This window comes from Mycobacterium sp. SVM_VP21, assembly GCA_024758765.1.
Lineage (GTDB): Bacteria > Actinomycetota > Actinomycetes > Mycobacteriales > Mycobacteriaceae > Mycobacterium > Mycobacterium heraklionense_C.
The window spans coordinates 2,798,232-2,823,057 of record CP101406.1; the positions used below are offsets into that span (position 1 = coordinate 2,798,232).

Annotated in this window: 28 protein-coding genes and 1 pseudogene; 20 read left to right on the forward strand and 9 right to left on the reverse strand. The window is 67.3% G+C overall.

Features of this window, described 5'->3' with window-relative positions; all coding sequences use genetic code 11:
• Positions 1-55: 55 nt before the first annotated feature.
• Positions 56-610: a hypothetical protein gene (locus NM962_12890; protein ID UVO10914.1), complete on the forward strand. Its 555-nt coding sequence runs from the start codon at positions 56-58 to the stop codon at positions 608-610.
• A gap of 10 nt (positions 611-620) precedes the next feature.
• Here NM962_12890 and NM962_12895 read toward each other — a convergent pair whose 3' ends face one another.
• Both NM962_12895 and NM962_12900 read right to left on the reverse strand, forming a co-directional pair.
• Positions 621-962: a gamma-glutamylcyclotransferase gene (locus NM962_12895; GenBank protein UVO10915.1), complete on the reverse strand. Its 342-nt coding sequence runs from the start codon at positions 960-962 to the stop codon at positions 621-623.
• On the reverse strand, positions 959-1,513 hold the full coding sequence (locus tag NM962_12900) for an XRE family transcriptional regulator (protein ID UVO10916.1): 555 nt from the start codon (positions 1,511-1,513) through the stop codon (positions 959-961). Before NM962_12900 ends, NM962_12895 begins: the two co-directional genes overlap by 4 nt.
• 83 nt (positions 1,514-1,596) lie before the next feature.
• On the opposite strand from NM962_12900, the gene NM962_12905 reads away from it, so the two are divergent.
• Both NM962_12905 and NM962_12910 read left to right on the forward strand, forming a co-directional pair.
• Entirely contained in the window at positions 1,597-2,382 is a 786-nt protein-coding gene (locus NM962_12905; protein UVO10917.1) for an aldolase, read from the forward strand.
• 14 nt (positions 2,383-2,396) lie between these two features.
• On the forward strand, positions 2,397-3,269 hold the full coding sequence (locus NM962_12910) for a dihydrodipicolinate synthase family protein (protein ID UVO10918.1): 873 nt from the start codon (positions 2,397-2,399) through the stop codon (positions 3,267-3,269).
• 7 nt (positions 3,270-3,276) lie between these two features.
• Here the strand turns inward: NM962_12910 and NM962_12915 are convergent, their stop codons facing one another.
• Positions 3,277-4,152 carry a neutral zinc metallopeptidase gene (locus tag NM962_12915; GenBank protein UVO10919.1) on the reverse strand — a complete coding sequence of 292 codons (876 nt, stop codon included), beginning with the start codon at positions 4,150-4,152 and terminating at the stop codon, positions 3,277-3,279.
• A 496-nt stretch (positions 4,153-4,648) separates the two neighbouring features.
• On the opposite strand from NM962_12915, the gene NM962_12920 reads away from it, so the two are divergent.
• The 4 genes from NM962_12920 (at position 4,649) to NM962_12935 (ending at position 6,834) form a co-directional block, all read left to right on the forward strand.
• On the forward strand, positions 4,649-4,948 hold the full coding sequence (locus tag NM962_12920; GenBank protein ID UVO10920.1) for a PE family protein: 300 nt from the start codon (positions 4,649-4,651) through the stop codon (positions 4,946-4,948).
• Between the two features lie 14 nt (positions 4,949-4,962).
• Positions 4,963-6,156 carry a PPE family protein gene (locus tag NM962_12925; GenBank protein UVO10921.1) on the forward strand — a complete coding sequence of 398 codons (1,194 nt, stop codon included), beginning with the start codon at positions 4,963-4,965 and terminating at the stop codon, positions 6,154-6,156.
• Positions 6,157-6,238: 82 nt separating this feature from the next.
• Entirely contained in the window at positions 6,239-6,535 is a 297-nt protein-coding gene (locus NM962_12930; GenBank protein ID UVO10922.1) for a WXG100 family type VII secretion target, read from the forward strand.
• Between the two features lie 14 nt (positions 6,536-6,549).
• Positions 6,550-6,834 (forward strand): WXG100 family type VII secretion target, encoded by a 285-nt coding sequence (locus NM962_12935; GenBank protein ID UVO10923.1) that lies wholly within the window; start codon positions 6,550-6,552, stop codon positions 6,832-6,834.
• A gap of 150 nt (positions 6,835-6,984) precedes the next feature.
• Here the strand turns inward: NM962_12935 and NM962_12940 are convergent, their stop codons facing one another.
• Positions 6,985-8,085, reverse strand: a complete 1,101-nt coding sequence (locus NM962_12940; GenBank protein UVO10924.1) for a hypothetical protein — start codon at positions 8,083-8,085, stop codon at positions 6,985-6,987.
• Between the two features lie 108 nt (positions 8,086-8,193).
• Between NM962_12940 and aspS the strand changes: the two genes are divergently transcribed.
• Together aspS and NM962_12950 are read left to right on the forward strand one after the other, a co-directional pair.
• On the forward strand, positions 8,194-9,963 hold the full coding sequence (gene aspS / locus NM962_12945) for an aspartate--tRNA ligase (protein UVO14710.1): 1,770 nt from the start codon (positions 8,194-8,196) through the stop codon (positions 9,961-9,963).
• Positions 9,964-10,008: 45 nt separating this feature from the next.
• Complete coding sequence (locus NM962_12950; protein ID UVO10925.1) at positions 10,009-10,422, forward strand: PaaI family thioesterase; 414 nt, start codon at positions 10,009-10,011, stop codon at positions 10,420-10,422.
• An 84-nt stretch (positions 10,423-10,506) separates the two neighbouring features.
• Here NM962_12950 and NM962_12955 read toward each other — a convergent pair.
• Positions 10,507-10,773, reverse strand: a pseudogene (locus NM962_12955) (transglycosylase family protein).
• A 503-nt stretch (positions 10,774-11,276) separates the two neighbouring features.
• Here NM962_12955 and NM962_12960 point away from each other — a divergent pair.
• Positions 11,277-12,116: a DUF3097 domain-containing protein gene (locus NM962_12960; protein UVO10926.1), complete on the forward strand. Its 840-nt coding sequence runs from the start codon at positions 11,277-11,279 to the stop codon at positions 12,114-12,116.
• Positions 12,117-12,123: 7 nt separating this feature from the next.
• On the opposite strand, the gene NM962_12965 is transcribed toward NM962_12960, so the two are convergent.
• A complete protein-coding gene (locus NM962_12965; protein ID UVO10927.1) occupies positions 12,124-12,375 on the reverse strand; it encodes a type II toxin-antitoxin system RelE/ParE family toxin in 252 nt (83 codons plus the stop codon).
• Complete coding sequence (locus tag NM962_12970) at positions 12,372-12,644, reverse strand: type II toxin-antitoxin system Phd/YefM family antitoxin (protein ID UVO10928.1); 273 nt, start codon at positions 12,642-12,644, stop codon at positions 12,372-12,374. Before NM962_12970 ends, NM962_12965 begins: the two co-directional genes overlap by 4 nt.
• An 89-nt stretch (positions 12,645-12,733) precedes the next feature.
• On the opposite strand from NM962_12970, the gene NM962_12975 reads away from it, so the two are divergent.
• Positions 12,734-13,843: an NDMA-dependent alcohol dehydrogenase gene (locus NM962_12975; GenBank protein UVO10929.1), complete on the forward strand. Its 1,110-nt coding sequence runs from the start codon at positions 12,734-12,736 to the stop codon at positions 13,841-13,843.
• Between the two features lie 26 nt (positions 13,844-13,869).
• Positions 13,870-15,210 carry a replication-associated recombination protein A gene (locus tag NM962_12980; GenBank protein ID UVO10930.1) on the forward strand — a complete coding sequence of 447 codons (1,341 nt, stop codon included), beginning with the start codon at positions 13,870-13,872 and terminating at the stop codon, positions 15,208-15,210.
• On the opposite strand, the gene NM962_12985 is transcribed toward NM962_12980, so the two are convergent.
• Both NM962_12985 and NM962_12990 read right to left on the reverse strand, forming a co-directional pair.
• Positions 15,211-16,269 (reverse strand): histidine phosphatase family protein, encoded by a 1,059-nt coding sequence (locus NM962_12985; GenBank protein UVO10931.1) that lies wholly within the window; start codon positions 16,267-16,269, stop codon positions 15,211-15,213.
• A gap of 131 nt (positions 16,270-16,400) precedes the next feature.
• Positions 16,401-16,592 (reverse strand): hypothetical protein, encoded by a 192-nt coding sequence (locus NM962_12990; protein ID UVO10932.1) that lies wholly within the window; start codon positions 16,590-16,592, stop codon positions 16,401-16,403.
• A 76-nt stretch (positions 16,593-16,668) separates the two neighbouring features.
• Between NM962_12990 and NM962_12995 the strand changes: the two genes are divergently transcribed.
• The 8 genes from NM962_12995 to aroC all read left to right on the forward strand — a co-directional run bounded on the left by NM962_12995 (position 16,669) and on the right by aroC (position 24,788).
• On the forward strand, positions 16,669-17,079 hold the full coding sequence (locus tag NM962_12995; GenBank protein ID UVO10933.1) for a secondary thiamine-phosphate synthase enzyme YjbQ: 411 nt from the start codon (positions 16,669-16,671) through the stop codon (positions 17,077-17,079).
• An 84-nt stretch (positions 17,080-17,163) separates the two neighbouring features.
• Positions 17,164-19,857 (forward strand): alanine--tRNA ligase, encoded by a 2,694-nt coding sequence (gene alaS / locus NM962_13000; GenBank protein UVO10934.1) that lies wholly within the window; start codon positions 17,164-17,166, stop codon positions 19,855-19,857.
• Complete coding sequence (ruvX, locus tag NM962_13005; GenBank protein UVO10935.1) at positions 19,854-20,378, forward strand: Holliday junction resolvase RuvX; 525 nt, start codon at positions 19,854-19,856, stop codon at positions 20,376-20,378. Before alaS ends, ruvX begins: the two co-directional genes overlap by 4 nt.
• The gene (locus NM962_13010; protein ID UVO10936.1) at positions 20,371-21,633 is read left to right on the forward strand and encodes an endolytic transglycosylase MltG; all 1,263 of its coding nucleotides are present in this window, start codon (positions 20,371-20,373) and stop codon (positions 21,631-21,633) included. The genes ruvX and NM962_13010 overlap by 8 nt, the downstream gene beginning before the upstream one ends.
• Complete coding sequence (locus NM962_13015) at positions 21,611-22,438, forward strand: shikimate dehydrogenase (GenBank protein ID UVO10937.1); 828 nt, start codon at positions 21,611-21,613, stop codon at positions 22,436-22,438. Before NM962_13010 ends, NM962_13015 begins: the two co-directional genes overlap by 23 nt.
• A gap of 10 nt (positions 22,439-22,448) precedes the next feature.
• Positions 22,449-22,877, forward strand: coding sequence for an A24 family peptidase (locus NM962_13020; protein UVO10938.1), 429 nt, complete (start codon positions 22,449-22,451; stop codon positions 22,875-22,877).
• A 185-nt stretch (positions 22,878-23,062) separates the two neighbouring features.
• Positions 23,063-23,446 (forward strand): hypothetical protein, encoded by a 384-nt coding sequence (locus tag NM962_13025; protein ID UVO10939.1) that lies wholly within the window; start codon positions 23,063-23,065, stop codon positions 23,444-23,446.
• Between the two features lie 124 nt (positions 23,447-23,570).
• Complete coding sequence (gene aroC / locus NM962_13030; protein ID UVO10940.1) at positions 23,571-24,788, forward strand: chorismate synthase; 1,218 nt, start codon at positions 23,571-23,573, stop codon at positions 24,786-24,788.
• The last annotated feature ends 38 nt before the right edge of the window (positions 24,789-24,826 follow it).

The window sequence follows — 24,826 nt, forward strand, 5'->3', positions numbered from 1 at the left end:
CGACACTCGGCAACGCCGACCGAGCACCTGTGCCGCTCCGGTAGCGTGGCGCGGTATGACGATCATGCGGAACGTGACAGTCAAGTTCGGGACGGCGGTGCTGATGGCAGCCGCCGGAATGGCAGCCAGCCATGCGACGTCACTTGCGGACCCCGAGCACAGCCCAGCATCGCCGACCGAGAACCCGGCTGCATCGCCGACCGAGAATGCGGCGCCGTCGCCGACGCCCGCCCCGACGGAGAGCGCGACTGAACCGTCGGCCGACGCCCCGAAGAAGAGCACGACCGGCGGCCACGAGGTCACCTACACCATCACGGCCACCAGTGACCTGACGGGCAACATCTCCTACATCAAGACCGACCCGCCCAGCATGGCTGCCTACAACGCCAATTCCGCCGAATACCTCGAGACGGTTCGGGTGCCGATTGGTGGGGGATCACCGGTGGTCTACACCACCACGCTGGCCGATCCGAGTCAGTGGGCGCTGGTCACCGCCAGCGGTGGCTTGCGGATCAACCCGGAGTTCCACTGCGAGATCGCCGTCGACGGCGAAGTGGTGGTGTCGCAGCAGGGCGGCAGTGGGGTGTCCTGCGCTACCCGGCCCTGGTGACGGATCCGGCTCAGCCGGCGAACACGTACACCCAGGCTTGCGCACCCGAGCGCAGTGGCACCGAGATCCGCCGGTAGGCGTCGACCTCGTACTCGTCAGCGGCCGCCAGTTCGGCTGTGCTGATCGCGAACACCGTGCCAGGGACAGCGGCGTCATGTGCGTCTGACCGGCGCAGGATCGGATGACGGTCGCTGCCGCTGACCGCCACCACATGGGGATCGGTGATCGTCACGTAGTCCAGGTCGTAGCCGATGATCGCGTCGGGCCGGCCATGGGGTTCGCGTCCGAACGTGCTGCGTTGCACCTCTGGTAGCTGCAGGGTGCCGTAGGAGAACAGCAGCTCGGTATTCACTGTGCACCGCCGGCTTCGTCGGCGGCGACAACGACGACTTCGGCCGGTTGGGGGCCCACCGAGCGGAGGCGGTGGCTGATCGAGGCGTCGAAGTAGGCGCTGTCACCTGCGTTCAGCGTCAACGTCGCATCGCCGTACTCCAATTCGACGGTCCCGGTGTGCACGAACACGAACTCCTGGCCTTCATGAGCCGGGTGCAGCGGGTCGGCGTCACTATTTTCGCGGTGGCCGGCATGCCCGGTGGGACGTACCACGAACGGGGACATCGTTTTTCCCAGCATATTGGCGGCCATGGCCCGGTAGCGTTGTCGATCCGCGCTGCGGCCCGCGGCCCGGTCCACGGCGATCTTGTCCTCGTCGCCACGCTCGGAGAACAGTCGGGCCACATCGACGTCCAGGGCCTGCGCCACCTTGATGGCGACCGCGATGGACGGCGTGCTGCGACTGCGTTCGATTTTGGACAGGTAGCTCTTGGTCAGCCCGGTCCGCTCGGCGAGGCCTTCGAGGGTGAGGCCGCGCTGCTTGCGGACGGCGCGCAGCAGTTCCGTCATGTGTCCATGATGACACAGTGCATGACACATAGTGTCCTATCGGTTAGGGTGGTGTCATCTGCTTCCGTCACCGAGGAGCTGCCATGGGCACCACGTTCGACGATTCCAAATCCGACCTGATGCAACGCGCGGAGCACCGCTTCGCGGAGAACTTCACCGGAAGTCAGTGGTCCACTCGCCAGAAACTGGCGCTGACCTGCCGGGCGCTGTCCGATCGTGGTCATGACTCCGGCCTGGCCGGACAGATCACCGCCCGTGCTGAGGCGCCGGGGACCTACTACACCCAACGGCTCGGTCTGGGGTTCGACGAGATCACCGATGCCAATCTCCTGCTCGTCGACGAAGACCTCAACGTCATCCAGGGAGAGGGGATGGCCAACCCCGCCAACCGATTCCACAGCTGGATCTACCGGGCCCGCCCCGATGTCCAGTGCATCGTGCACACCCACCCGTTTCATGTTGCCGCGTTGTCCATGCTGGAGACCCCGTTGATCGTTTCGCATATGGACACCACACCGCTCTACGACGACTGCGCCTTCCTGCCGCTGTGGCCCGGGGTTCCGGTCGGAAACGAGGAGGGCGAGATCATCTCCGAGGCAATTGGCGACAAGAAGGCGATCCTGCTGGCGCACCACGGCCAGATCGTGGCCGGCGCCAGCGTGGAGGAAGCGTGCTCGCTGGCGGTGCTGATCGAGCGTGCCGCCGCGCTGCAGCTGGCTGCCATGGCCGCCGGGACCATTAAAGAACTCCCGGAGAAGCTGGCCCGAGAAGCCCACGACTGGACCTTGCTGCCCAACCGCAGCCAGGCGAACTTCGCCTACTACGCCCGCCGCGCCCTGGCCGGCCACCCCGACGCGATCGCCCGATAAGCAAGGAGTCCCTCGTGGCAGCACAGTTATATGGCGTCATCGGCTACCCGGTGACGCCGTTCGGCGACGGCGGAATCGACACCGCGGTCCTGGCCACTGTCATCAACCGGCTCATCGAGGCCGGGGTGCACGCCATCGCCCCGCTGGGCAGCACCGGAGAACTCGCCTACCTCGACGAAGACGAATTCGACACTTGCGTCGACGCCTCGATCGCCGCGGTCGCCGGACGCGTGCCGGTGCTGGTCGGGGTCTCGGATCTGACCACCGCGCGTACCGTGCGGCGCGCCCGCTATGCCGCGCGGGCCGGCGCCGACGCGGTGATGGTGTCCCCGGTGTCGTACTGGAAACTGTCTGAACGCGAGATCACCGCGCATTACCGGGCCGTCTCCGATGCCATCGACATCGACATCGTGGCCTACAACAATCCGGCGACCTCCGGGATCGACATGAGTCCAGAGCTGCTGGTGGCCATGTTCGAGGGCATCGAGCACGTGACCATGGTCAAGGAATCCACCGGCGATCTGAGCCGGATGCTGCGGATCGCCACGCTCTCCGACGGGCGCCTGCCGTTCTTCAACGGCAGCAATCCGCTGGTGCTTGATGCGCTGCGTGCCGGGGCGACCGGCTGGTGTACCGCGGCGCCCAACCTGCGTCCGCAGCCCTGTCTGGATCTCTACGCCGCGGTCACCGCCGGTGAGGTCGACAAGGGACAGGCGTGCTACGACGACCTCAAGCCGCTGCTGGAGTTCATCGTGGCCGGCGGGCTGCCCACCACGGTCAAGGCGGGTCTGGAGATGCTCGGGGTGCCGGCCGGGGAACCGCGTCGCCCGCTGCTGCCGCTCGACGAAGCGGGCAGGGCCGAGCTGCGCGGGCTACTTTCGCTTTGACCGAGGGCTAACCCAGGTCAGCGGCGGCGAAGGTGTCGCACTGGTTGGGGTCCCCGCTCTGATAGCCGACGGTGAACCAATGTTGACGCTGCGCCGACGCACCGTGGGTCCAGGACTCCGGATTGACTCGACCGGTGGCGGCCTGCTGAATGCGGTCGTCACCCACCGACGACGCCGCGGACAACGCATCGCGGATGTCTTGGTCGGTCAGCGGCTGCAGGAACGGCACCCCAGTGCCCTCCTGCTTGGTCACCGATGCGTAGTGCGCCCAGACCCCGGCGTAGCAGTCGGCCTGCAACTCGGTGCGAACCCCGGCGCCGGTCGCGCCCTGCGCGCCGGTCTGGGCCCGGCCGAGCACGCCGAGCAGGTTCTGCACGTGGTGGCCGAACTCGTGAGCGACCACATACTCCTGCGCCAGGGGCCCGCTGCTGGAGCCGAACCGGTCGACGAGCACCTTGAAGAAGTCGGTATCGAAGTAGGCGGTCTGGTCCGCGGGGCAGTAAAACGGTCCGACCGCACTGCTGGCCGCCCCGCAGGCGGTGGATGTCTGTCCGCTGAACAGCTCTACGCGCGGGCGCGTGTAACCACGCAGCAAGTCCGACCACACCGCGTCCACTGAGTTGGCCGTGGCGACCACCCGACATTGCACGTATTTATTGGCGTCTTTGCCGGTGCGGCATTTGTCGAGGTCGAAGCCCGGTGACGTGTACTGGCCGCGATCCACGGGCTGCTGGCTGAGCACCTCGCCGGGATCGGCGCCCAACAGCAGTGCCACCACCAGAATCACCAGCCCGGCAACGCCGCCGCCGATCGCAATCCCACGACCGCCGCCGCCGGAGGAGGTGGTGCTGGTATCGATCTGCATACCCTCGTTGAAGGTCATCGCACGCTCCGTGGAGTTGTCCGTAGTTAGATGGTGGCCGCCGGTCGATTGGGGCACCTTAGCTTCGCATATCGGCGCCCGCCGCCAAGCCCGGTTCAGTGCGGTTGAACGCGTCGAATCCCGCGCCTTGGCTAAGTGAATAGAGCTTTGTCTGACCAGATCCCAAAGCTTTACTGAATGTTTGTCGCCGCGCTGTACCCCGTGGTCGCGCCGGTGTTACGTTCGGCATCCGGCCGCAATGGGACGCTTCCAGCGACGGCTGCCGCAGCTACCTGCCCCAAAGATCCAAGAGAGGTCGTCTGCTCGGTGAACGCTTCAACTCGTGCCCGCAGGGCCCCGTGGTGCGCCGGCCACGCGTTGTCGTTCGCCTCGGGCGCCCCATCTTTATCAGACCGTTATTACAACTGTCCGCTAGAGTGACGTACGTCAAGTATTGACGCAGACTTCGATTACCCAACACTTCACCGAGACGCTTGCACGACCCCCAGGAGGAACAATGTCGTTCGTAACCGCTCAGCCAGAGATTCTGACGGCGGCCGCCGGAAGCCTTTCCGGAATCGGCGACTCGATGACCGCGGGGGTCACCGCCGCTGCTGCTCCTACCACTGGCGTGACCGCGCCTGCCGCCGACCTGGTGTCGGCGCTGACCGCTGCCCAGTTCTCGGCCCACGGATCCCTGTTCCAGGAAGTCAGTGCACAGGCAGCGGCGGTGCACCAGCAGATCGTGGCCACTTTGGGTAGCAACGCGAACGCTTACGCCTTCACCGAGGCTGTCAACGCCACGGCTGCTGGCTGAAGCGGGGCGCCTCGATGAGTTTCAGTATCTTTCCGCCCGAGATCAACTCCGGGCTGATCTATACCGGCCCCGGTTCGAGTCCATTGCTGGAAGCCGCGGCGGCGTGGACCCAGCTGTCGAGCGAGTTGATGACGTCGGCGACAGCGACGCACTCGGTGATCGCCAATCTGGACTCGACCTGGACCGGGGCAGGCTCGGCAGCGGCGACCGCCTCGACCGCGCCGTATGTGGCCTGGTTGGAGCAGGCGTCAGCCACCGCCGCCACTAACGCTGCGCTGGCCACCCAGGCCGCCGCGCTGTTCGAGGCGGCGCGGGCTGCGTCGGTGCCGCCCGCGGTGATCGCGGCGAACCGCGCGATGCTGCTGGCATTGGTCTCGACCAACTTCTTTGGCCAGAACACCCCGCTGATCCAGGCGACTGAGCACCAGTACGAAGTGATGTGGGCGACCGATGGCGCTGCGATGGACACCTACAGCGGGTCGGCTGAGGCCAATAACAACGCGCTGCAGCAGCCGTCGGCGGTGCCGCAGTCCGCGCAGGCGACCGCGCAGGGGACGCCGGGATCAGCCGATGGCGGTCCGGTCGTCACCCCGCCTACCACCGGGACGTCAGGTTATGACCTGGCCACTGTGGGTGGGCTGCTCGACGCGGTTGGACTCCCTTCGGCGATGCTCGGCGCCAAGGTGGCGGCAACGCCAATCAGCTCGGTGATGGCGCCCGTCAGCTATGGCTCTATGCCGCTGATGATGTTGGTGAGGTTCCTGCCGATGCTGATGCAGTTCGCCCGCATGGGGGCAGTCGGCGGAACGGCGGGTTCGTTGGCCGGGCAGACGGCCGCCGGGGGCGCCGGCACCCTGATGACCCAGATCGGCGACTTCGTCAACGACAAGCTGCAAGGTGCGGTCGGCGTGCTGGCCGGCCACTTCAGCTCGGCCACCAACGCCATCTCCGCCAAGCTCGGCCAAGCCGCCTCGATGGGCGCGCTGAAGGTGCCGGGAGCCTGGGCGACAGCCGCCGACGGCATGGTCCGCGCCGCGCCGGTCCTGCCTGCCACCACGGTCAGCGCCCCGATCCAGACCATGTCAGCGTCTGGTCTCCCGGGCGGCCCGTTCGGCCACGCCATGATGGGCGCGATGGCCGGACGCGGAATGGGCGCGATTGCCGCCAAGGCCCCCAAGGTTATGCCCCGTTCGCCGGCTGGCGGGTAGCGGAAGGGGCCTGAACACACACGTGTCCGCCGGGTCGGCGCCCGGCTACCACAACGAATTGAAGAGCAAGAGGGAGAAAACCATGGCAACACGTTTTATGACTGATCCGGACGCGATGCGTTCGATGGCGGGCCGTTTTGATGTGCATGCGCAGACGGTGGAGGACGAGGCTCGTCGGATGTGGGCGTCGTCGACGAATATCTCTGGTGCGGGTTGGGGTGGTCTGGCCGAGCGGACCTCGATGGACACCATGGGTCAGATGCAGACGGCGTTTCGCAATATCGTGAACATGTTGCACGGTGTGCGGGATGGGTTGATTCGTGACGCTAACCACTACGAGCAGCAGGAAGCTGCTTCTCAGCAGATCCTGTCGAGCTAGAGGAGAACACGAATATGTCGATTAATTACCAGTTCGGTGATGTGGATGCGCACGGTGCGTTGATTCGTGCGCAGGCGGCCTCATTGGAGGCTGAGCACCAGGCGATCGTGCACGACGTGCTCGCTGCGGGCGATTTCTGGGGTGGTGCGGGTTCGGTGGCGTGCCAGGAGTTTGTGGCGCAGTTGGGTCGCAACTTCGCGGTGATCTACGAGCAGGCCAACAGCCACGGTCAGAAGGTGCAGTCGGCTGGCAACAACATGGCCAACACCGACGCTTCGGTCGGCTCCAGCTGGGCCTAACACCAGCCAATCTCGATCAAGAAACCGGCGCAGTCCGCGGGCTGCGCCGGTTTCTTGCATTCTGGGGAGAGAAGCGCGGCATGGGCAAGGCCTGACAGCGCCCGGGGCTAATCAGCCCCGGGCGCTGTCAGCGCGTTTAGTGTGCTGTGGTCAGCCCGTGGTTGTTGCCGACGCGCATGCACCCAGCACTGTGGTGGACAGGAACGTCGCGGCATTGGCCAGGTAATTGTCGGTGGGGTCGTAGGTCGGCAGCGCCAACACGAACGCCCGCCGATACTGGGCGGACAGCTCCGCGAAGTCCTGCAGGGTGGGGTTGTTGCTGCGGCGGCCCAGCTGCTGCATCTTGTTGGCCAGGCTGATCATGATGGGCCCGACGGCCAGGTTGACCGCCTTCTGCTGCGGGTTCCAATACGTCCCCGGGATGCTGGGATCGATCCCGTGCCATTCGGCGGCGTCGACACCGAACTTGTCCAGCGTGGCCTTCCAGTCCGCGCACACCGGATTGGACCCGGTCAGATAGCGCTGCGGGTTGGCCGGGTTGCCCGGCGAGGCCGTCTTGGTGGGTGCGGACTGCGCTTCGACCAGCGGGGCGCGGGTCGCCGCCGAGCCGTTGTTGGCGGCGGCGCAGATCGCGGCCAAAGCAGACGCCGCGCTGTGCGCGGTGCCGGCCAAGGCGGCGTCCCGCTCGGTGTAGGTGGGAATGTGCTCGACGAAGGTCCGGGCGTAAGCGATGAACTGCTCGTAGAGTTCGCGCATCACCCGGTGTGGGGTCAGCTTCACCAGACCGACGGTCTGGGCGGCAGCATTGCGTACCACCTGCCCGGCGGCCAGGTACTGCTTCTTCTGCTCGTCATTCCACGCCGACGCCGGAATCGACTGATCGCGCTCATTCCACTTGCCCTGTCCCAGCATCGACAGGGTGCTGGACAGGTTGCCGCTGATCGATGTCCACGCGGTACAGCTGGGGTCACTCATGATGATCGAGACCGGGCCGGTGTCGTCCGCGCTGATGATGCCCGAAGTCGCCGCGCTGCGGCTGGAGGCCGAGCCGTCCAGCGAACCCTTGCCGGGGTCGCCGCCCAGCAACACCACCGCGACCAACACCAGCGCAACCACGGCCAGTACGACTACCGCGGCCAACCCCCACTTGAGGCTCTTGTTCTGTTTAGGGACAGCGGCTTCGTCGTAGTCCTCTTCGTCCTCGTCCTCGTCGTCATAGTCAAAGTCGAGGTCATCAGTGCCGTCAGTCACAGTGAGCCAGCTTAAAGCACCGACCGGCGCGGGGCAGTGTCACGCGAGGGCTCTAGACTTGGCGACGGTCAAACCGTGACCGAACCATCCGTCACCAAGGGGGTATTCGTGCTGCGCAGCCACGACGCCGGCTCACTGCGAGCCACCGACGCCGGGCGCAGCGTCACGCTAGCCGGTTGGGTGGCGCGTCGACGTGACCACGGCGGTGTCATCTTTATCGACCTGCGCGACGCTTCCGGGGTGGCACAGGTGGTGTTCCGTGACACCGCGGTTCTGGAGCAGGCGCACCGTCTGCGGGCCGAGTTCTGCGTGGCGGTGACCGGTGTCGTCGAGGTTCGCCCCGAGGGCAATGAGAATCCCGATCTGCCCACCGGGGCCATCGAGATCAACGCCACGGGGCTGACGGTTCTCAACGAGTCTGCGGCGTTGCCGTTTCAGCTCGACGAGTCCGCCGGTGAGGAAGCCCGGCTCAAGCACCGTTACCTGGATTTGCGTCGCGAAGACGGGCCCGGCGCCGCGCTGCGACTTCGTTCGCAGGCCAACGCGGCCGCCCGTTCGGTGCTGGCTGAGCAGAAGTTCGTCGAGATCGAAACGCCCACGCTGACCCGCTCCACTCCGGAGGGCGCCCGCGACTTCCTGGTTCCGGCGCGGCTGCAGCCCGGTTCGTTCTATGCGCTGCCGCAGAGCCCGCAGCTGTTCAAGCAGCTACTGATGGTGGCCGGCATGGAGCGCTACTACCAGATTGCCCGCTGCTACCGCGACGAGGACTTCCGCGCCGACCGCCAACCGGAGTTCACCCAGCTGGACCTGGAGATGAGCTTCGTTGACTCCGAGGACGTGATCGGCATCGCCGAACAGGTGCTCAAGGCGCTGTGGGCGCTGATCGGCTACGACCTGCCGCTGCCGCTGCCCCGGATGACCTATGCCGACGCCATGCGCCGGTTCGGCTCGGACAAGCCCGACTTGCGCTTCGGCCTGGAACTGGTGGAGTGCACAGAATTCTTCTCCGACACCACCTTCCGGGTCTTTCAGGCCCCTTATGTTGGTGCCGTCGTCATGCCCGGCGGGGCGTCGCAGCCGCGCCGCACGCTCGACGGCTGGCAGGAGTGGGCCAAGCAGCGCGGAGCCAAGGGCCTGGCGTACGTGCTGGTCGGCGAGGACGGAGAGCTGTCCGGACCGGTGGCCAAGAACCTGACCGACGCCGAGCGGGCCGGGTTGGCCGGGCACGTGGGTGCCGCGCCGGGGGATTGCATCTTCTTTGCGGCCGGACCGGCCAAGCAGTCTCGCGCGCTGTTGGGGGCGGCTCGTGGTGAGATCGCTCGGCGCCTGGACCTGATCGACCCGAACGCCTGGGCGTTCACCTGGGTGGTCGACCCGCCGCTGTTCGAGCCTGCCGACGACGCCACCGCCGCCGGTGACGTGGCCGTCGGCTCCGGGGCCTGGACTGCGGTGCACCACGCCTTTACCTCGCCCAAGCCGGAGCACGCCGCCAGCGTGGAGACCGACCCGGGCTCCGTGCTCGCGGACGCCTATGACGTGGTGTGCAACGGCAACGAGATCGGCGGCGGCTCGATCCGTATTCACCGCCGCGACATTCAGCAGCAGGTATTCAAGGTCATGGGGATCGACGAGGCGTCGGCGAACGAGAAGTTCGGATTCCTGCTGGACGCGTTCAGTTTCGGCGCTCCGCCGCACGGCGGGCTGGCGTTCGGCTGGGACCGGGTGGTGGCGCTGCTGGCCGGTGTCGAATCCATCCGCGAGGTCATCGCGTTCCCGAAGTCCGGCGGCGGCATCGACCCGCTGACCGACGCCCCGGCGCCGATCACCGCGGCGCAGCGCAAGGAAGCCGGTATCGACGCGGTGCCCCAACAGCGCTGAGGTAGGCGCTAGACAGCGACGCGGCTGTCGGTAAGGCTGACGGGCATGGATTCGGCTGAGTTCGCCCGACTGGTCGTCGCCAACATGCCGTTCGCGGCGGCGTTGCAGATCGAGATCGCTGAGCTGTCACCCCAAGAGGTGCGCGCGACCATGGCGTGGGCTCCGGAGCGCTGCACCACTGGCGGGATGCTGCACGGGGGAGCGCTGATGGCGTTCGCCGACACCGCCGGCGCAGTGTGCGCGGTAGTCAACCTGCCCCAGGGCGCGAGTACGTCGACGATTGAGTCGAAGACCAACTTCTTCCGCGCGGTACGTGACGGCGCTGTCACGGCGACCAGCATTCCGCTGCACGTCGGGCGGACGACGATCGTGGTGCAGACCGACCTGAGTGACGACAACGGCAAGCTGGTCGCCCGAGTCACCCAGACCCAGGCGGTGTTGTCGCCGAAGCCGCAGTAACCGGGCTCACCAGAACGGTTTGAGGAGCTGGCGCATCGCCGGCGGCACCCAGCCTTTCACCGACGACGGGAATACGCGTCCCGGTCCGCATTTCGGCCACGCATACGGGCCCTGCTCATCGAGCACCCGATTGGCGACGGCGATCTGTTCTTCCCGCGACGCTTTCGCCGGAGATCCCACGCCGCCGAATGCCCGCCATGTTGACGGCTTGAACTGCAGGCCGCCGTAGAAACCATTGCCGGTATCGGCGGCCCAGTTGCCGCCCGATTCGCATTGGGCGACTGCATCCCAGCCCATCGCCATGTTGTCCGCATGAGCCACTCCTGCTGAGGACAGCAGCGTGCCCACAATCCCCCCGGTGATCAGCCCGGACGTGGCCCAAGTCAGCTGCCGCCGTCCAAACTGCACGACACGCCGTGCCGTGTTCCGGTACATATCACAACCTCCGTGATAGGTGTCTATCAGTGAGGTTTCAGAGCATAACGCGATAAATGATGAAATTGCACATTTTGGTCACCTAAAGATGCAAATGGGTTTGTTGTTATAAATTGAGGCAAAAGTAAACAACAGTTGTTTGAGTTAACGAAGTTGTGATTGTTACGTATGTTGCGAGAGATCTCTTAGAAATTAAGAGAAAATTATGTGACTAATGTTGCTGAAGTGACTATTGGGACCAGAGTGGTAGTTGGCTAGTCGCGGAGCGGGGGCCTCCCGGCGTGGGCTGGCCGAGAAAAAATCGTCGGAATCGCGCACCCGGTTCCCCGGGGGCATGGCCGGACGCCCCTAGGTCGATGGCGCCGACCCGCCGCGCCCGGCTCTCCGCCGGGCTTGCGATCGGCGCTAGGCTGCCTCGGGTGGCCGACCGCTATGGAACCGACATCCTCGCCGACAACCCGCACGCCGCCCGCAGAGTCCGCTCGGTGGAGGTGCCTCTAGAGCGCGGCATGGTGGTCGAAGACGCCGAAAGCGGCTTCGTCGGGGCCGTCGTGCGGATCGCCTATGGTCGGATGGATCTGGAGGACCGGCACGGCCGCACCCGCGGGTTCCCGGTCGGCCCGGGCTATCTGATCGACGGCAAGCCGGTGATCTTGACCGAGCCTCGCCCGGTCGCACCGACGGCGCCGGCCCGGACGGCGTCGGGCTCGGTGGCGGTGCGCGGCGCACGCGCCAAGGTCGCGCTGGCCAGCCGGATCTACGTGGAGGGCCGCCACGACGCAGAACTCGTCGAACAGGTCTGGGGTGCGGACCTGCGCGTCGAAGGTGTGGTGGTCGAATACCTCGGCGGCATCGACGACCTGGCCGGCGTCGTCGCCGAATTCCAGCCCGGGCCCGGCCGGCGGCTCGGGGTATTGGTGGACCACCTGGTGGACGGGTCCAAGGAGACCCGCATCGCCGAGGCGGTGCGCCGCGGACCGAGCGGTGCGCACACCCTGATCGTCGGGCATCCCTACGTCGACATCTGGCAGGCGGTGAAGCCGGAGCGGCTCGGAATGCAGGCGTGGCCCAAGGTTCCACGCAACGTGGAGTGGAAGCACGGGATCTGCGCCGCGCTGGGCTGGCCGCACGCCGGTCAGGCCGATATCGCTGCGGCCTGGCAGCGCATTCGGGGCCGGGTGCGGAACTGGACCGACCTGGAGCCGGAGCTGATCGGCCGGGTCGAGGAGTTGATCGACTTCGTGACGGCCCCGGCCTGAAGGTTGATCAGCGGTAGGCGTCGCTGCGTTTGGCAACGGTGAAGATCGTGACGGCGGCTGCGGCGTCGTCGATCTGGTAGACGATCCGGTACTGCCCGAACCGTACCCGCCAGTCATTGTGGCCACCGATCAGCTTTTTTGCTCCGGCCGGGCGCGGGTTGTCGGCGAGTCCGATGATCGTCTGCAGCGCCGTCTCGAACGCATCACGCGGCAGCCGCTGCAACTGCTTGAGGACGTCGGGGTGGAAGACGACCTTCACGAGGCGACAAACGCCGCGGCGTTGACGCCTAGGGCATCGAGCATTTCACCCAGCGACATGGTGGTGAACGCATTCGCGCGCAGGTTCTGCAGGCGTAGCGCGTCTACGACGTCGGCGTGTTCATGCAGCCGCTCGTAATCGGCCATCGAGATGATCACCGCGATCTCGGTTCCGCTGTCGGTGATGATGGCCTCTTCGCCGGAGGTAGCGACGTTGCGCACGATGGCACCGAGCTGGGCCCGCAAATCGCGAAGGCTGTGCGTACTCATGTCAAACATATTACTCAGCGGTATGCATCCCGTTTTGTATTCGACCGAACGGCGCCGGAAGGGCCACCCGAGCGAGTTGGATGGCAGGCATGAAAACAATTGCCGCCGTGGCGCATGCGCCCAACCAGCCTTTCGAGATCATGGAATTGGACCTCGACGGGCCGGGTCCGGGTGAGGTGCTGATCAAGTTCACTGCGGCCGGGCTGTGTCACTCGGACTTGCACCTGGCCGATGGTGACTGGCCCTCCCGGTTCCCGATTGTCGGCGGACACGAGGGCTCCGGGATCATCGAGGACGTCGGTCCCGGGGTCACCAAGGTCAAGCCCGGCGATCATGTGGTGTGCTGCTTCATCCCCAGCTGCGGGTCCTGCCGGTACTGCTCGACCGGACGCCAGAACCTGTGCGACATGGGGGCCACCATCCTGGAGGGCTGCATGCCCGACGGCACGTTCCGGTTCCACTCGGGTGGCACCGATTACGGCGGGTTCTGCATGCTGGGCACCTTCGCCGAGCGCGCGACCGTCTCGCAACACTCGGTGGTCAAGGTCGACGACTGGTTGCCGCTGGAGACCGCGGTGCTGGCCGGCTGCGGGGTGCCCACCGGCTGGGCGACCGCTAACTACGACGGCGGGGTGCGCGCCGGGGACACCGTGGTGATCTACGGCATCGGCGGCGTCGGTATCAACGCCGTGCAGGGCGCCGCGCACGCCGGCGCCAAGTACGTGGTGGCCGTCGACCCGGTGGAGTTCAAACGCGAGACCGCCTTGAAACTGGGCGCCACGCACGCGTTCGCCACCGCCGACGAGGCGATGACCAAGATCGCCGAGCTGACCTGGGGGCAGATGGCCGACCAGGCGCTGATCACCGTCGGCGATCTCGGTGAGGCCGTCACGACCGCCGCGATCAACACCGTCGGCAAGGGCGGCACCGTCGTCATCGCGGCGATGGCACGGCTGGAGGACCTCGACGTGCAGGTGTCGGGCACCATGCTGGCGCTGTTCGGCAAGACGATCAAGGGCACGCTGTTCGGTGGTGCGAACCCGCAGTACGACATCGTGCGGCTACTGCGCCTCTACGACGCCGGTCAGCTGAAACTCGACGAGCTGGTCACTCGGCGCTACACCTTGGAGCAGGTCAACGAGGGCTACCAGGATCTGCGTGACGGCAAAAACATTCGCGGCGTGATCGTGCACCGCTGACGCCACGGTGTTCAGGCGGGAATGGTATGCCTGAAGGCGTGTCCGACGGACTGTTCGACCTCACCGGTGCGCCGGCACCCGAATCGAATGGGCCCGGCGTCGCCCCATCCACGCCGCTGGCGGTGCGGATGCGTCCGGCGTCCCTCGACGAGGTGGTCGGCCAGGATCACCTGCTGGGGCAGGGCTCCCCGCTGCGCCGGCTGGTCGACGGCTCCGGGGCCGCCTCGGTCATCCTCTACGGGCCGCCCGGCACCGGCAAGACCACGCTGGCCTCGCTGATCTCCGGCGCCACCGGTCGCCGCTTCGAGGCGCTCTCGGCGCTGAGTGCCGGGGTCAAAGAGGTGCGCGCCGTGATCGACACCGCGCGACGTGCCGCCGCCTACGGCGAGCAGACCGTGCTGTTCATCGACGAGGTACACCGCTTCTCCAAGACCCAGCAGGACGCGCTGCTGGCCGCGGTGGAGAACCGGGTGGTGCTGCTGGTGGCGGCCACCACCGAGAATCCGTCGTTCTCGGTGGTCGCCCCGCTGTTGAGCCGGTCGCTGATCCTGCAACTGCGGCCGCTGGGGCCCGAGGACATCGCCACCGTGGTGCGCCGGGCCATCGACGACGAGCGCGGCCTGGGCGGACGCATCGAGGTGGCGCCCGACGCGGTCGACCTGCTGGTCCGGCTGGCGGCCGGAGATGCCCGCCGAGCGCTGACCGCGTTGGAAGTGGCGGCCGAGGCGGGCAAACGGGTGACCGTCGAAATCGTCGAGGGCTCTCTGGATCAGGCCGCGGTGCGCTACGACCGCGACGGTGATCAGCACTACGACGTGATCAGCGCGTTCATCAAGTCAGTGCGCGGCTCCGATGTCGATGCCGCACTGCATTACCTGGCCCGGATGCTGGTCGCCGGGGAGGACCCGCGATTCATCGCCCGCCGGCTGATGATCCTAGCCAGTGAGGACATCGGCATGGGTGATCCGAGCGCGCTGCAGACCGCGGTGGCCGCCGCGCAGACCGTGCAGCTGATTGGCATGCCCGAAGCGCAGCTGACGCTGGCGCACGCCACCGTGCACCTGGCCACCGCACCGAAGTCCAACGCGGTGACCACCGCGCTGGGCGCGGCGATGACCGACATCAGGGCCGGCAAGGCCGGGGCGGTACCGGCGCACCTACGCGACGGCCACTACGGCGGGGCGCAGTCATTGGGCAATGCGGTCGGCTACCGCTACGCCCACGACCATCCCGACGGGGTTGTGCCGCAACAATATCCACCCGACGATCTGGTGGGTGTGGACTACTACCAGCCCACCGGGCGGGGGGCTGAACGCGAGATCGGCGGGCGGTTGGCGCGGCTGCGAGCGATCATCCGCCGGCGCTGATCACCAGGTGCCGGCGGCCAGGTCGGCGAACAGGTTGTTCAGCGTGTCGGGAATTGCGTCCAGCGCCGTCGAGATGCCGGTCAGGCCGTCCTGGAATGCCGCGGTGACCGTGCTCGAATCGCCGGAGGCCAGCGCATCCAGGACGTGGTCGAACGCCACCTGCGGCGGCAGCGCCAAGTCGCGCCAGAGCAGGAACAGATTGCCCAGCACGCCCGGATTCTCCGGGACGGCAAGGCCGGCCCAGCTGAGCAGCGTCCAGCCGTCGGTCGGATTGCCCTCGACCTGGACCAGCCCGGCGTTGGGGATCAACGCCGGCAGCCCGCCGTTCTTCAGCGAGGCGATCACCGTGTCGATCAGTGCCATCGGATCGGGATTCTTGACGTTGAGCATGGTCCAGATAAATGTCGCGGCCTCGCTGCTGAACGCCACGTCGGTGATCTTGCCGTCGTCGCTGACGACCGGATTGGCCATCGCCGTCTGGTACATGGTGTCGACGGATGCGGTGTAGTTGTCGTTGACGACCACCCCGTTGTACTCGTGGGCGCCCGGGATCTGGAAGGTATTGACCAGTCCCAACATCCACAGCACCGTCGCGGCGTCGTAATAGAGGCCGCCGGGGCTCAGCGAGGACTGGTTGGCGAAGATCCCGCCGTCGACTTCGACGATCCCGTTGAGGATCTGCGGGTCCATCCCCTCCAGCTTGGCGAACGGCACCGAGGTTTCCTGGGCGTCGGTGTCCGGCCCCGAGAACAGGCCGGCGACGTGGCCTGGCCCGCCGACGTCGCCGTAGATCTGGTTGGCAGTGTCGGCCGCCTGTTGCTTGCCCAGGTCGCTGATCCCCGCTCCGGGGAACTCGGGGGAGAACGGGACGCGCGCGTTGGCGGGTGCCGCGTCCTCAGCGTGCCGGACGATGTCGATGACGATGTCTTGGGCGGTCAGCGTGATGTTCGGCATGAGGAGCGGCAGAACGTGCGGCGGTGCCGAGATCGGGGCGATGAGCCCGGCGCCGAGCAGTGCGATTCCGGTTGCAGTGCAGCGGTGGAACTTCTTCCCTGACATTCGCGCCCCCTGGTCGTCAGCTGTGGCACGGCATCGACTAGTGAAAATCTCAGGCGAGGGTAAGCGATGTGGGGCGGCAGCAGCAGCCGCTTCCAGGGGCCGCGGCGGGTATTACCAGCAAATACGCAGTATCAGTCGGCGGAGCCGGTCTGGCCCAGCCAGTCGGCGAGTGAGCCTCCGGCGTCCAGAACGTCTTGCTCGGCGATGGCGCGCGCGGCTTCAGAGTCGCGATCAGTCGGTGCCTGGACCAGTTCCTGATGGTCTTCCAGCGAATGGTGCTCGTGCTCGGGGAACACCGTGAGGCCCTCCTCGCGAGCAGACACAGAGTCGCGCGTTGAGGGCCTAGATCGTGCGATTCTCTGTCTGCTCGCGGTGGGAACGGGCCCTACCCTGGAGCTGGTGAACACCGAAGTTCTCGACATCGATACCTCGCGGAGTCGCACTGTCGACCTCACCGAGCAGGTGCGGTCGTTCTGCGCTGGCCACGGTGACGGGCTGTGCAACGTCTTCGTGCCGCATGCGACGGCCGGGGTGGCGATCATCGAGACCGGCGCCGGCTCTGACTCCGACCTGGTCGACACGCTGGAGCGGCTGCTGCCTCGCGACGACCGCTACCGGCACGCGCACGGGTCGCCCGGACACGGCGCGGATCATGTGCTGCCGGCGATCGTGGCGCCGTCGATCACGGTGCCGGTGGCGGACGGTGAACCGCTACTGGGGACTTGGCAGTCGGTGGTCCTGGTCGACCTGAACCGCGATAACCCTCGCCGAAGTGTGCGTTTGAGCTTTGTCGGCGCCGGCGCCACCTGAGGATCCTTGCCTCCAGAGAACGCGATCGGCAGACCGGTACTGTAGTGCCGTCTAAACGGACGAGACGGCGGGAAGCGATAGATAGTGCAGACACACGAGATCAGGAAACGCTTCCTCGATCACTTCGTGAAAGCGGGCCACACCGAGGTGCCCAGCGCTTCGGTGATCCTGGATGACCCCAACCTGTTGTTCATCAACGCCGGCATGGTGCAGTTCGTGCCGTTCTTCCTGGGCCAGCGCACCCCGCCGTACGCCACCGCCACCAGCATCCAGAAGTGCATCCGCACGCCGGACATCGACGAGGTGGGTATCACCACCCGGCACAACACCTTCTTTCAGATGGCCGGGAACTTCTCCTTCGGCGACTACTTCAAGCGCGGGGCGATCGAGCTGGCCTGGACGCTGCTGACGGGCAGCGTCGAAGACGGCGGCTACGGACTGGACCCCGAACGGATCTGGGCCACCGTCTATCTCGACGACGACGAGGCCATCGCGTTGTGGCAGGAGATCGCGGGATTGCCGCTCGAGCGGATCCAGCGCCGCGGGATGGCCGACAACTACTGGTCGATGGGCATCCCCGGACCCTGCGGCCCGTCGTCGGAGATCTACTACGACCGCGGCCCGGAGTTCGGTGTCGACGGCGGACCGGTCGCCAACGAGGACCGCTATATCGAGATCTGGAACCTCGTGTTCATGCAGAACGAGCGCGGCGAGGGCACCTCCAAGGAGGACTTCGAGATCCTCGGACCGCTGCCGCGCCAGAACATCGACACCGGCATGGGTATCGAGCGGGTCGCCTTCCTGCTTCAGGGCGTGCACAACGTCTACGAGACCGACCTGGTTCGCCCGGTCATCGACCTGGTCGCCACCCGCGCGCCGCGTGGCTACAACACCGGCAATGACGCCGACGACGTGCGATACCGGATCATCGCCGACCACTCCCGCACCGCGGCCATCCTGATCGGCGACGGCGTGAGCCCCGGCAACGACGGCCGCGGCTACGTACTGCGCCGGCTGCTGCGCCGGGTGATCCGCTCGGCCAAGCTGCTGGGCATCGAGGGCCCGATCGTCGGCGACCTGATGGCAACCGTGCGCGACGCCATGGGCCCGTCGTATCCCGAACTGGTCACCGACTTCGACCGGATCAACCGGATCGCGGTCGCCGAGGAGACCGCGTTCAACCGCACCCTGACATCGGGCTCCAAGCTGTTCGAGGATGCGGCGGCAGCCACCCGGTCAGCCGGGGTCACCGTGCTCTCCGGCAGCGACGCCTTCGCGCTGCACGACACCTACGGGTTCCCGATCGAGCTCACCCTGGAGATGGCCTCGGAGGCAGGTCTGCAGGTCGACGAGGCCGGGTTCCGCACGTTGATGGCCGAGCAGCGACAGCGCGCCAAGGCCGACGCCGCCGCGCGCAAGCACGCCCACGCCGATCTGAGCGCCTACCGGGAGCTGATCGACGCCGGACCCACCGAGTTCACCGGGTTCGACGAGCTCACCACCGAGGGCCGCATCCTGGGCATTTTCGTGGACGGCAAGCGGGTGCCGGTGGTGTCGCACGAGGACGTGGCGGCAGATCGCGTCGAGCTGGTGTTGGACCGCACCCCGCTCTATGCCGAGGCCGGCGGGCAGATCGCCGACGCCGGCACTATCAGTGCCGGCACCGCCCAAGCCACCGTCACCGACGTGCAGAAGATCGCCCAGACGCTGTTCGTGCACCGAGTCAACGTCGAGTCCGGCGAATTCGTCGAGGGTGACACCGTCACCGCAGCGGTGGACCAGGGCTGGCGCAAGGGTGCCACCCAGGGCCACTCGGGCACCCACATGGTGCACGCCGCTCTGCGGCAGGTGTTGGGGCCCAACGCGGTTCAGGCCGGCTCGCTGAACCGGCCCGGTTATCTGCGGTTCGACTTCAACTGGCAGGGCGCGCTCAGCGACGAGCAACGCCGCCAAGTCGAGGAGGTCACCAACGAGGCGGTCCAGGCCGACTTCGAGGTGCACACCTTCACCGAAGACCTCGAGAAGGCCAAGGCGATGGGCGCCATGGCGATGTTCGGCGAGAAGTACCCCGAGAAGGTCCGCGTCGTCGAGATCGGCGGGCCGTTCTCGCTGGAACTCTGCGGCGGCACCCACGTACACAACTCGGCGCAGATCGGTCCGGTCACCATCCTGGGCGAATCGTCGGTCGGCTCCGGTGTGCGCCGCGTCGAGGCCTACGTCGGGCTGGATTCGTTCCGGCATCTGGCTAAGGAGCGGGCGCTGATGGCCGGGCTGGCCTCATCGTTGAAGGTGCCCTCGGAAGAAGTGCCGGCCCGGGTGGCAAACCTGGTCGAGCGTCTCAAGGCCGCCGAGAAGGAGCTGGACCGGGCCCGGCTGGCCAGTGCCCGAGCGGCTGCCGCGAATGCCGCCGCCGGCGCCGAACAGATCGGTAACGTGCGCCTGGTGGCGCAGCAGATGTCGGGCGGTATCGGCGGAGGCGATCTGCGTTCGCTGGTCGGCGACATCCGCGGCAAGCTGGGTGAGGCGCCGGCTGTGGTGGCGCTCATCGCCAATGGTTCGGATTCGCAAGGCAGCGTTCCGTATGTCGTCGCTACCAACGCCGCCGCACAAGAGCTCGGGTTGCGTGCCGATGATCTGGTCAAGGATCTGGCGGCGGCGGTGTCTGGCCGTGGCGGTGGCAAGGCCGATCTGGCGCAGGGCTCCGGTAAAGACTCCGCCGGGATCGACGCCGCGCTCGCGGCGGTCCGCGCAGCGGTCGCCCGGAGCGCGCCGGCGTGACTTCACCCCACCATCGCACCCCGGACCGGCCCGGCGGGCCGGACGATCCCGGCCGCGGACGACGGCTCGGGGTGGATGTGGGCAGTGTGCGTATCGGGGTGTCGTGCAGCGACCCCGACGGCTTGTTGGCGACCCCGGTGGAGACTGTGCGACGACACGCCTCCGGCTCGCACCTGCGCCGACTCGCTGACCTTGCCGACGAATACGACGTCGTCGAAGTAGTGGTGGGTTTGCCGCGCACCCTGGCCGACCGGGCCGGTTCGGCCGCCGAGGACGCCATCGCGGTGGCCGACGACCTGGCCCGGGTGCTGACCCAACGGCGTCGACTCGCCCCGGTGCGGCTGGCCGACGAGCGCCTGAGCACCGTCAGCGCGGCGCGGTCGCTGCACGCGGCCGGGATGCGCGCCAAACGTCAGCGTTCGGTGATCGACCAGGCCGCCGCGGTGACGATCCTGCAGAGCTGGCTCGACCAGCGCCGGGCACTGAGCGTGCCGGCCCCGACGGAGGACAACGATGTCTGACGAACAACGTGGGACGGCTTACGACAAGGCCAAACCGGAAGCGGTAGGGCCGCCGAGGCGCCGGATGAGCCGGACTCAGCGGGCCCGGGAGAATCGGCGGCGGCGCCAGCACAACCGGCACCGCCGGGTGGCCCGGGGCCTTGGCCTGGCGCTGATCGTCCTGGTCGCGATCGCCGGGGTCTTCCTGGGCTCCAAGTACTGGCACTCCAGCGGTCCCGTCGTCGACTTCAGCGGTGACGGCGGCCAGCAGGTGTTGATCGAGGTGCATGAAGGTGACTTCACCACCGCGATCGCCGAAACCATGTTGGAGGCGGGGGTGATCGCCAACGTCGGAACGTTCCTCAGCGCCGCGCAGGGCAACTCCGCCATCGCGGCGATCCAGCCCGGCTTCTACCGGTTGCGGGCCGAGATCCCGGCGGCCACCGCGGTGCAGCAGCTCACCGATCCGGAGAATCGGGTGGGCAAGCTGGTGATTCCGGAGGGCCGTCAACTCGATGACACCACTGACATGAAGACCGATCGGGTGACGCCGGGAGTGTTCACCCTCATCGCCGAGGCCAGCTGCCTGGACCTCAACGGTGACCGCACCTGTCTTAAAGCCCAGGATCTGCGTCGCGCCGCGGAGATCGAGACGCCGCAGGCACTGTCGGTGCCCGAGTGGGCCTTGGGACCGGTCAGCAAGTTGGGGCGCGACCACCGACGCATCGAGGGGTTGATCACGGCGGGCACCTGGAACGTCGACCCGACCGCGTCGGCGCCTACCGTGCTGTCGAAATTGATCAGCCAGAGCAGCGCGGAGCTGGACAAGTCCGGCCTGCCAGGCACCGCCGTGCAGTTGGGCATGACGCCTTACGAGATGCTGGTGGTGGCTTCACTGGTGCAACGCGAAGCGCTGCCGCACGACTTCGCCAAGGTGGCCAGGGTCATCGACAACCGGCTGGGGGAGCCGCAGCGGCTGGAGTTCGACTCGACGGTCAACTATCCGCTGGACCGCCAGGAGGTGGCCACCACCGACGCCGACCGGGCCAAGGTGACGCCGTGGAACACCTACGCCTCCGACGGTCTGCCGGCCACCCCGATCTGCTCACCGGGAATGGACGCCCTGCATGCCGCCGAGCACCCCGAACCGGGCGACTGGCTGTACTTCGTGACGGTCGACAAGGACGGCACCACTCTGTTCACGCATAACTACCAGCAGCACCTGAACAACATCGAGATGGCGCTGGACAACGGTGTCCTCGACAGCTCCCGCTGACCCCGGACGGCGCCGGGCCGCGGTGCTCGGTTCGCCGATCGCCCACTCGCGCTCACCGCAACTGCATCTGGCGGCCTACCGTGCGCTCGGTCTGGTGGGCTGGACCTATGAACGCATCGAATGCGGCGCCGAGGAGCTGCCGGCGCTGGTCGCCGGTTTCGGGCCGGAATGGGTCGGCGTCTCGGTCACCATGCCGGGCAAGTTCGCGGCCTTGGCGTGCGCCGACGAACGCACCCGGCGCGCCGAACGTATCGGCTCGGCGAACACGCTGGTGCACACCGCAACCGGATGGTTGGCCGACAACACCGATGTCGACGGGGTGAGCGGGGCGCTCGGTTCGGTGTCGGGGTCGGCGATCGTACTGGGCTCCGGCGGCACCGCACCGGCCGCGGTGGTAGCGCTGACCGAACTGGGCGCCCGCCACATCACGGTGGCCGCACGCAACGCCGACAACGCCGCGCGGGTGGTGGCGTTGGCCACCGAAGTCGGTGTGCCGGCTCGCTTCTGCGCGCTCGATAGCCCCGACTTGGCCATGGCGGCCACCGACGCGTCGGTACTGGTCAGTACATTGCCGGCTGACGTCGCCGCTCGATATGCGCCGGTCCTGGCCGGCGTGCCTGTGCTGCTGGACGCCATCTACAACCCGTGGCCCACACCGCTGGCCGCAGCGGTGAGCGCGGCCGGCGGCACCGTGATCAGTGGCCTGCAGATGCTGCTGCATCAAGCGTTCACCCAGGTTGAGCTGTTCACCGGTCGGCCCGCTCCCCGCGCGGAGATGACTTGCGCGGTCGCTGACCTCGGCTGAGCATGACGCCATGGAAGTGGTGGCGGCGGGTTCAGTGCTGGCGTGGCTGACGCTGCTGAGCGGCTACGACATCCGGCAGCGCCGACTGCCGAATTGGTTGACGCTGCCTGCGGCGGTGCTGGTTCCGGCGGTGGCTGTCGCCGTAGGCCGAGGACCGGCGGCGCTGGCCGGCGCGGCGGCTCTCACCGGGGTCTATCTGGTCGTTCATCTGATCGCCCCGGCCGGATTGGGTGCCGGCGACGTCAAGCTGGCCGTCGCGCTCGGGGCGCTGACCGGTTCCTTCGGTGCCGACGTGTGGCTGCTGGCCGCGCTGGCCGCACCGCTGCTGACCGGGCTGTGGGGGCTGTTCGTGGCGACCTCCGGCCGCGGGCGCACGGTGCCGCACGGACCGTCGATGTGCCTGGCCAGCGCCCTGGCGGCGGGCTTGGGCGGGTGGTGAACAGGGGCGTGCCGGCGGCCGTTCCGCGGTGTAATGTTCAGGGAACGTAAATTAACGTCGCGTGTGACCTTGCCAGAAAACGTTTGCCGCTCAGCCCATTATTAGGTAGCATCGATCGTATTGAATTGCTGCTGACCGGTGCGTAGCCAGAGGGGGTGACCGTGAAGCGAGCTGTAGTTGGGGGTGTGGCAGCTGCTGCGGTTGCTGCCGGTGGCGGCATCGTCCTTGCCAGCAACATGGCATCACCGTCCTTGCCTGACGTGCAGGTTCCGGCGATTCAGCTGTCCAGCGCAGAAGGAAACGACGCCACCGTGCAGTGGCTGGACCTGTTTGCGCAGACCTCGGCCGCCAACGCGGACTCCTTTGGCGGCTACCTGCTGGACCCGAGTTCGGCTGTCCCTCCTGGTGAATCGCCGTTAGTGCTGATCGACCCGGAGACCTCCGCGGAGGACTTCGACCGGATTCTCGACGGGGTGGTCGGCAATGCCGGTAGTCAGCTCAATGCGGTGACCTCGCCGAGCAACGGCCGTGACGCCGTCACCTACCTGATCCTCAAAAACGGTTCCTGAACCCGGCTGACGGATCTCGAGCCGAGATCGAATCCCGGTTGTCGCTGCACTGAGCAGCCCGTGTGTGCAACCGTAAACTCCTCCAAGCCCGGGCGGACCTGACCGGCATGGGAAGATGGGACACGTGTTGCGTTGGATAACTGCCGGGGAATCGCACGGTCGCGCGTTGGTAGCCATGGTCGAGGGCATGGTCGCCGGAGTGTCCGTCACCTCGGCTGACATCGCCGATCAGCTCGCTCGCCGGCGCCTGGGCTATGGCCGCGGGGCCCGGATGAAGTTCGAGGCCGACGCGGTCACCGTGCTGTCGGGAGTGCGGCACGGGATCACCCTGGGCGGCCCGATCGCCGTCGAGATCGGTAACACCGAATGGCCCAAGTGGGAGACGGTGATGTCGACCGATCCGGTCGATCCGGCGGTGCTGGACAGCGAGGGCGGCGCCCGCAATGCGCCGCTGACCCGGCCACGGCCCGGCCACGCCGACTTCGCCGGCATGCTCAAATACGGCTTCGACGACGCCCGCCCGGTACTCGAACGTGCCAGCGCACGCGAGACGGCCGCCCGCGTCACCGCGGGCACCATCGCGCGGGCATTCCTGGACCAGGCGCTGGGCGTTCAGGTGATCTCCCACGTGATCTCGATCGGCGCCTCCGACCCGTACGACGGTCCGGTCCCGCAACCGGCCGACCTGGCCGCCATCGATGCCAGCCCGGTGCGTGCCTTCGACGCGGCCGCCCAGGAATCCATGATCGCCGAGATCGAGGCGGCCAAGGCCGACGGCGACACCCTCGGTGGTGTGGTCGAGGTGGTCGTGTCGGGCCTGCCGATCGGTCTGGGCTCCTTCATCAGCGGCGATGACCGGCTCGACAGTCAACTGGCTGCCGCGATCATGGGGATCCAGGCGATCAAGGGCGTCGAGATCGGCGACGGTTTCACCACCGCTCGCCGGCGCGGCAGCGCGGCCCACGACGAGATGTACCCCGGACCCGACGGTGTGGTGCGCTCCACCAACCGGGCCGGCGGGCTCGAGGGCGGTATGACCAACGGTCTGCCGCTGCGGGTACGTGCGGCGATGAAGCCGATCTCTACGGTGCCGCGCGCCCTGGCCACCGTCGACATGGCCACCGGCGAGGAAGCCGTCGCGATCCATCAACGCTCCGATGTTTGCGCGGTGCCTGCTGCCGGAGTGGTGGCCGAAGCCATGGTGGCGTTGGTGCTGGCCCGCGCCGCGCTGGACAAGTTCGGCGGCGACTCGCTGAGCGAGACCCGGCGCAACATCGAGGCCTACCGGCGTTCGGTCGCCGACCGCGTGCCGGCCGGCGGCCAGGAACGGGCCTCGGGGTAGGCCGTATGCACGCCGCCCCTTCTCCGCGTCGCTCCGCT